Below are 2,720 nucleotides of genomic sequence, written 5' to 3'. Positions count from 1 at the left end.
CCCTGGAACAGGCACTGCCCGACACCCAAATCACCGAAAGCCAGAAACACAGGTAAAAAGATCATGGAATTCGAAAAACTGCTCCGTTTGATGGTGGACAAAGGCGGCTCCGACCTTTTCATTACTGCCGGTGTGCCCCCCTCCATGAAAGTGAACGGCAAGGTCCTGCCCGTCACCAAGAACGCCCTGACGCCGGAGCAGACGAGGGAATTCGTCTACGGTGCCATGAACGACAAGCAGCGAGCCGAATTCGAAGAAAGCCACGAATGTAACTTCGCCATCAGTGCCCGAGGCATCGGCCGTTTCCGTGTCAGTGCCTTCTTCCAGCGCAACCTCTGCGGCATGGTGCTGCGGCGGATCGAGGTGAAAATCCCGCAAATTGATGACCTGGCACTGCCGGAAATCATCAAGGACCTGGCCATGACCAAGCGTGGCCTGATCATGTTCGTGGGGGCCACCGGTACCGGTAAGTCCACCTCGCTGGCGGCCATGCTCGGGCATCGTAACCGCAATAGCCGGGGCCACATTATCTCCATCGAAGACCCCATCGAGTTCGTGCACCAGCACCAGGGCTGCATCGTCACCCAACGCGAAGTGGGCATTGATACCGACAGCTTTGAAGTGGCTCTGAAGAATACTCTGCGCCAAGCGCCGGACGTGATTCTCATCGGTGAGGTAAGGACCCGCCAGACCATGGAATATTCGGTGCAGTTTGCCGAAACCGGCCACCTGTGCCTGGCCACCCTGCACGCCAACAACGCCAACCAGGCGCTGGACCGGATTATCCAGTTCTTCCCGCCGGAACAGCACAACCAGATCTGGATGGACCTGTCCCTCAACCTCAAGGCCATCGTCGCTCAACAGTTGATCCCAACGCCGGACGGGCAGGGACGCAAAGCCGTCATCGAAGTGTTGATCAACACACCATTGGTGGCGGACCTGATTCGAAAGGGCGAAGTACACCGCCTTAAGGAACTGATGTCCAAGTCCAACGAGAGCGGCATGCGCACCTTTGACCAGGCACTGTATGAACTCTATGCCGAAGGTTCCATTACTTATGAGGACGCCCTCGCGCACGCGGATTCAGCCAACGACCTGCGCTTGATGATCAAACTGGGTGCCGACTCCCAGGGTGCTGACAAGCTGGCTTCCAGCGTCGACAAGTTGTCGATCCAGAACGATTGATCGGAAATTAGACTAAAGTAGTAAGCAATTAGGATTCCGAATCAGTAGCTATGGCATTTGAGGCCATTGGCCCGCGATGCGTATACTCCGCCCCGACGATCATCCAGGGGGATTTATGCGCAAAAACAAAGTATTGCCCGGCTCTGTTATCCGAATCGCGACGGCATCGGCGTTGGTGGCACCCGCCGCAGCGTTGGCCGGCGGTTTTTCACTCAATGAGCAAAGTGCCAGTGCCATGGGCGTTGCCAACGCCGGCACCGCAGCCAACCCGGAAAATGCCACCACGGTTTTCTTCAATCCGGCCGGCATGAGCCAGCTTTCCGGCACCAATATGTCGTTTGGCGCCGCCGTTCTGGATATTGATGCCGAACTCAAGGAAGGCACTGGCAGTGCCGTCCGTGACGACAGCCGTCCCGTCGCCGGTGGAAACGGTGGCGACATCGCCGCCCCGGCCGCCCTTCCCAATTTTTACATGACCCACGAAATCAACGACTGGCTGGACGTGGGCTTTGGCCTGCATGCCCCCTATGGCCTGGCGGCGGATTACGACGATGACTTCAAGGGGCGCTTTTTCGCGGACAAGACCGAGCTGACCGCCATCGCATTCAGCCCGTCCATTGCCGTTAACGACGGTAACGGATTCTCAATGGGTGCTGGCGTTAATGTGATCTACGCCGAAGGTCGGTTGACCAAATTCCAAGATTACAGCGGTACGGAAGCTCGGTTCGGTTTGCCCCCGGGAACCCTGGAAGACGGTTACGCGGATATTGAAGGTGATGACGTGGCGCTCACGTTTGCGTTTGGCATGCTTTGGGAAATGTCGGAGCGGACACAGTTTGGTATCTCCGCCCAGACCGGAACAGAATTGGAACTGGATGGCGACGCGGAAGTTCGCAACTTTCCTCAGGGTAGTCTCAGTGGTGGTGGCCTGGTGTTCAACCAGTCCACGGTTACTGAAAAGGTGACTGTCCCGCTGGATATTCCCGAGAGCATCACCTTCGGTGCCCGTCACCAATTGACCGATACCGTAACCCTGCTGGCAGGCGCGACCTGGGCCAAATGGAGCCGTTTTGAGGCGCTGGATGTGGTTAGCCGTGAGGACAACGGCCCGATCTCCTCCCAGGCAGGGCCCGGTTTGGGCGATGAGCGCCTGGTGACACACGTTTCGGAAAACTGGAAAGACACCTGGCAAGCCAATGTCGGCGCTATCTGGCAGGCGACCCCCGAGTGGGCATTCAAAGCCGGTTATGCCTGGGATGAGTCGCCGGTGAACGACGATTTCCGTACGGCTCGAATCCCGTCGGGGGACCGCGATTGGATCACGCTGGGCGCTCAGTACGCCGATGCCCGCTCAGGCTGGACGGTGGACGTGGCGGCCGGGGTGTTGCTGTTCGATGACCAGGACGTGAACGAGCAGAACTACGACGTTAACGACGAGCCCATGCCCGGTGCCGCACGTTATCGCGGTACCTATGAGCTGGATGCCTGGAGTGCAGGTGTACAGGTCAGCAAGCAGTTTTAAGGGGTTCGTTGAG

General features: G+C 58.1%; 2 protein-coding genes. Both read left to right on the top strand.

Annotated features, from left to right (window positions below; all coding sequences use genetic code 11):
- Positions 1 to 63 precede the first annotated feature (63 nt).
- Positions 64 to 1,185, top strand: a complete 1,122-nt coding sequence (locus MDG893_RS20320; protein WP_007155733.1) for a PilT/PilU family type 4a pilus ATPase — start codon at positions 64 to 66, stop codon at positions 1,183 to 1,185.
- 115 nt (positions 1,186 to 1,300) lie between these two features.
- The gene (locus MDG893_RS20315; protein ID WP_007155732.1) at positions 1,301 to 2,707 is read left to right on the top strand and encodes an OmpP1/FadL family transporter; all 1,407 of its coding nucleotides are present in this window, start codon (positions 1,301 to 1,303) and stop codon (positions 2,705 to 2,707) included.
- Positions 2,708 to 2,720: the final 13 nt, after the last annotated feature.

This window comes from Marinobacter algicola DG893 (assembly GCF_000170835.1).
Lineage (GTDB): Bacteria > Pseudomonadota > Gammaproteobacteria > Pseudomonadales > Oleiphilaceae > Marinobacter > Marinobacter algicola.
Note: the sequence above shows the minus strand (reverse complement) of the source record. Positions and strands in the feature narration are given on the sequence as shown.